Consider the following 4564-nt stretch of genomic DNA (forward strand, 5'->3'; position numbering starts at 1 on the left):
GGGTAACACTGCACCCGGGGCTAAGGGGCCAGTTGCTACTTCTATCGGGGTTGATGAAGAAACCGTAAATTACAAACCTGATTGTAGTGGAAAGCCCACAGCGCAGCGAGGACTTGAAATGAAAAGCAGGACAGGTGGCCTCCATTGGCACAGCAAATTCATTTCCAAAAAACAATTATCATTACAATGTTAGTAAGTGGGCAGTGTGTATAAAAATGATTCTCAACACCTGATAAATTTTAGATATTTGTAAATTATCAGAACAGTATGAAACAATATTTAGATTTAATGCAACATGTGCTTGATCATGGAGCTCAAAAGCACGACCGTACCGGCACCGGAACAATAAGCGTTTTTGGTTACCAGATGCGCTTTAACCTTCAGGAAGGTTTCCCGATGGTGACAACAAAGAAATTGCACTTAAAATCTATTATTCACGAACTGATCTGGTTTTTAACCGGCGATACCAATATTAAATACTTAAAAGATAATGGTGTTCGTATCTGGGACGAATGGGCTGACGAAAACGGCAACCTCGGACCGGTTTATGGTTCACAGTGGAGAAGCTGGCCAACACCAGATGGGCAACATATCGATCAGATCACCAATATCATCAATACGATAAAGAACAATCCCGATTCGCGCAGGATTATTGTTTCTGCATGGAACGTTGCTGAAATCGAAAATATGGCTTTGCCTCCTTGCCATGCATTTTTTCAATTCTACGTGGCCGATGGGAAATTAAGCTGCCAGTTATATCAGCGCAGTGCCGATATTTTCTTGGGCGTTCCTTTTAATATTGCATCTTACGCTTTATTAACCATGATGGTAGCACAGGTGTGCGGTTTAGAAGCAGGAGATTTTATCCATACCCTTGGCGATGCACATTTATACAATAACCATATCGAACAGGCCAACCTACAATTAAGCCGCGAGCCTAAAGCATTGCCAACCATGAAAATCAATCCTGATGTAAAAAGCATCTTTGATTTTAAATTTGAAGACTTTACCCTGGAGAATTACGAAGCGTACCCGCATATTAAGGGGATAGTGGCGGTGTAATTGGTTCATTGGTCATTGGTTAATTAGTCATTCGTTCATTAGCCATTGGTTCATTTGTTTGGGTGCAGAATTGAATGCCCTATTTAAAAAATCATCCCTTTAATTTACTTAATCAAGAGAAATCATGAATTATAAATTAGAGGATTTAGAAGTATATAATTTGTCTGAGGTAATTTCAGATAAAATCTGGGATATTGTTATGGGATGGGAATATTTCGCTAAAGATACCATCGGTAAACAATTATGCAGAGCAGCAGATTCCATTAGTGCAAATATTGCAGAAGGATATGGGAGGTATCATTTCAAAGAAAACAAAAACTTTTGCTATTATAGCCGAGGCTCAATTTTAGAAGTAAAATCATTTCTTCGGAAATCAAAAAACAGAAATTTGATATCTGAAGATTGTTATTCAGAACTTTATACCGAATTACAAACAATCCATTTAAAACTGAATGCTTATATAAAAATATATTGGGCAAAATTTAGATAAAACTTAACTCAGTTGTCAGTGTACATTAAATTCATCTCACTTGAACTGCACTTAATGCACCATGCCGATACCAATAAACAAATGACCAATGACTAATGAACCAAAAAACCTTTCCATAGCCGTAGCTGTAGGGGAAAATTTTGCAATAGGCAAAAACAATCAGCTTTTATGGCACATGCCAGCCGATTTAAAATTCTTTAAACAAACCACTTCGGGGCACACAGTAGTGATGGGCCGCAAAACTTTCGATTCTGTAGGTAGACCGCTACCTAACCGCAGGAATATTGTGATCACCAGGGATTCCAGTTTAAAAATCGATAGTGTTGAAGTGGTAAATAGTTTAGATGAAGCTTTAGCAATTACCAAAACAGAAGAAAAACCGGTATTTATTGTTGGTGGTGCTGAGATTTATAGACAAGCCTTGCCCAAAACCACCACACTTTATTTAACTACCATCCACCACAATTTTGATGCGGATACCTTTTTCCCTGAAATTGACCGGAACGAATGGAAAGTAATCAGCAGTGAAACCCATAAAGCCGATGAAAAGAACAAATACGATTATACTTTTGAGGTTTTAGAAAGAATTTAACAACGAAGATACCTTCTTCTAGGGTCTTCATCCTGTCCCGAAGCTTCGGGATCAGGGTCTATCTTGCAAGAAAGATGCTGAAATAAATTCAGCATGACGATCTCGTTGAGGCGACTACTATTTTTACTTGAATAGTGCTTCTTCCCCTGCCAGCTAAACCCGATGGCAGTGAGCATCCCGATTCTTCATCGGGATAAAACGGACAGCGGGACTATCCGAACAAAAGAAACACAGGTATTGCTTTTCAAAAAAAGATCTACTATACATCTTTGTCTCTAAGAAACCCAAATATGAAAAGATGCTTCGTTCCTCAGCATGACAGAAATTAAAAAAGATTGAAACTATATCAGGACCGAACGCAAGCAAAAGCTGCTGCACCTGCTTTTCTAATCATTTGGCAGCATAACAACATGAGTATTCAGTAAAACGGTTAGCAGGCAAAAAATAAGATTATTGCCCGATAAAAATTAATGTTAATAAATTATCAATTAAGGGGTTCTATAATTTAAAAATTTAATTAGATTTGCCGACTTGTTAAAAAACAGCGAAAGACAAATTATTTTAAACAAACAATGCAAGGAAAAGGTTTTATTAAGTTTATAGCGATAGTATTGGCTATCGTTTGTGCGTACGCACTTTCTTTTACTTTGGTAGCATCCAAGGTGGAAAAAGACGCAAAAAACGCTGCGAAGGGTGATTTGGCCAAAGAAAAGGCTTACTTAGATTCGATGAGTACCGTGAAAGTTTATCCAGTAGTTGGATTTACTTATCAAGAGGTAAAAGCGAAAGAGATTAATTTGGGTTTAGACTTAAAAGGCGGAATGAACGTAACGATGGAGATATCGTTAGCGGAGTTGGTAAAATCATTAGCGGGCAACCCTACTGATGCTAACTTTAACAAAGCAATTCAGAACGCACAGATCCAGTTAAATGCCGGTGGTAAAGATTACATCAAAATTTTTGTTGATGAATTCGAAAAATTAAGCCCTGGAGTAAAACTTGCAGATTATTTTTCTAACCAGGATAACGCATCTCAGTTAAAACCTAGCGCAAGCAATGGCGATGTTGAATCTTTCTTGGAAAAAGAAGCTACTAGTGCGATCGATCGTTCATTTACAGTTCTACGCTCACGTATCGATGGCTTCGGAGTAGTTAGTCCGAACATGCAAAAACAAGAAGGTAGCAACCGTATCTTAATCGAAATGCCAGGTGTACAAGATAAAGAGCGTATTGCTAAACTTTTACAGGGTTCTGCCGAATTGCAATTCTGGCAAGTATACCAGGTGCAAGAAGTTGCACCATTGTTAGAAAACATTAATAAAATTTTAGCGGCAACATTAAAAGCTGATGCGCCTGCAACTAAAGATACAACTGCTGCTCCAGCTGCTGGTGGTAAACTTGCCGGTTTAGAAAAAGCTGCTGCTAAAGATACTACGGCTAAAGGTGGTAAACTTGCTGGCTTAGGTAAAAAGGATTCAACTGCGGTTAAAGCTGAATTGCTTAAATCTAACCCATTGTATGCTGTTCTTAACCTTCCTATTTATCAGGGCCAAAACGGACAACAACAATTAATGCCTGGTGCAGTTGTTGGTATGTCGTTACAAAAAGATACCGCAAAGGTTAATGCTTATTTAAAACTTCCTGAAGTTGCTGCATCTATTCCATCTACGATGAAATTTATGTGGAGTGTTAAACCTAGAGAAGGTTCGAAAATTTTCGAACTATATGCTATTAAAGTGGTTAGTGCTGATGGCAAACCAGATTTAGGTGGTGAGGCAATCAGCGATTCGCGTGCAGATTTTGATCAAAAAGGTAAACCGGAAGTAACCATGTACATGACCAGCGAAGGTTCTGCTAAGTGGAAAAAAATTACTGCCGAAGCCGCTGCTGATCCAAACAACAAAAAATCTATTGCGATTGTATTAGATAACCAGGTTTATTCTGCGCCTACCGTACAGAACGAAATTGCTGGTGGTGTTTCATCAATCACTGGTAACTTTACACAAGCCGATACTAAAGATTTATCCAATATCTTAAAAGCTGGTAAATTGCCAGCTCCTGCGCGTATTGCAGGTAGCTACGTAGTTGGTCCAACTTTAGGTGCACAAGCTATTCACGATGGTTTAATCTCATTCGTAATTGCCTTTATCGTAATCTTAATCTTCATGGCGTTGTATTATCACCGTGCAGGTTGGGTTGCTAACTTTGCATTGTTAATCAACTTATTCTTCATCATTGGTATCCTGGTATCACTTGGTGCAGTATTAACCTTACCTGGTATTGCTGGTATCGTATTAACCATTGGTTTATCGGTAGATGCAAACATCCTTATTTTCGAGCGTGTACGTGAAGAGCTTGCACATGGCAAAAACACGGCCACTGCGATTAAAGAAGGTTTTAAACATGCAATGCCTTCAATT

5 protein-coding genes are annotated in these 4564 nt (G+C 38.6%); all 5 read left to right on the plus strand.

The window, feature by feature from the left end:
* Positions 1 to 193: hypothetical protein (locus tag AC1DND_RS20450; RefSeq protein WP_477584439.1), on the plus strand; the 193-nt coding region annotated here is incomplete at its 5' end.
* 74 nt (positions 194 to 267) lie between these two features.
* Positions 268 to 1062, plus strand: coding sequence for a thymidylate synthase (locus tag AC1DND_RS20455; RefSeq protein WP_477584441.1), 795 nt, complete (start codon positions 268 to 270; stop codon positions 1060 to 1062).
* A gap of 124 nt (positions 1063 to 1186) precedes the next feature.
* On the plus strand, positions 1187 to 1552 hold the full coding sequence (locus AC1DND_RS20460) for a four helix bundle protein (protein ID WP_477584443.1): 366 nt from the start codon (positions 1187 to 1189) through the stop codon (positions 1550 to 1552).
* An 88-nt stretch (positions 1553 to 1640) separates the two neighbouring features.
* Positions 1641 to 2144, plus strand: a complete 504-nt coding sequence (locus AC1DND_RS20465; RefSeq protein WP_477584445.1) for a dihydrofolate reductase — start codon at positions 1641 to 1643, stop codon at positions 2142 to 2144.
* A 572-nt stretch (positions 2145 to 2716) separates the two neighbouring features.
* Positions 2717 to 4564, plus strand: a 1848-nt coding sequence (gene secD, locus AC1DND_RS20470) for a protein translocase subunit SecD (RefSeq protein ID WP_477584446.1), incomplete at its 3' end; no start/stop codon positions are given.

Source organism: Pedobacter sp. 01N416 (assembly GCF_056399685.1).

Bases quoted from the DNA above. Each gene is read 5' to 3' on its own strand.
- AC1DND_RS20465 (WP_477584445.1), top strand. From the start codon at position 1,641: ATGACTAATGAACCAAAAAACCTTTCCATAGCCGTAGCTGTAGGGGAA.
- AC1DND_RS20460 (WP_477584443.1), top strand. From the start codon at position 1,187: ATGAATTATAAATTAGAGGATTTAGAAGTATATAATTTGTCTGAGGTA.
- AC1DND_RS20455 (WP_477584441.1), top strand. From the start codon at position 268: ATGAAACAATATTTAGATTTAATGCAACATGTGCTTGATCATGGAGCT.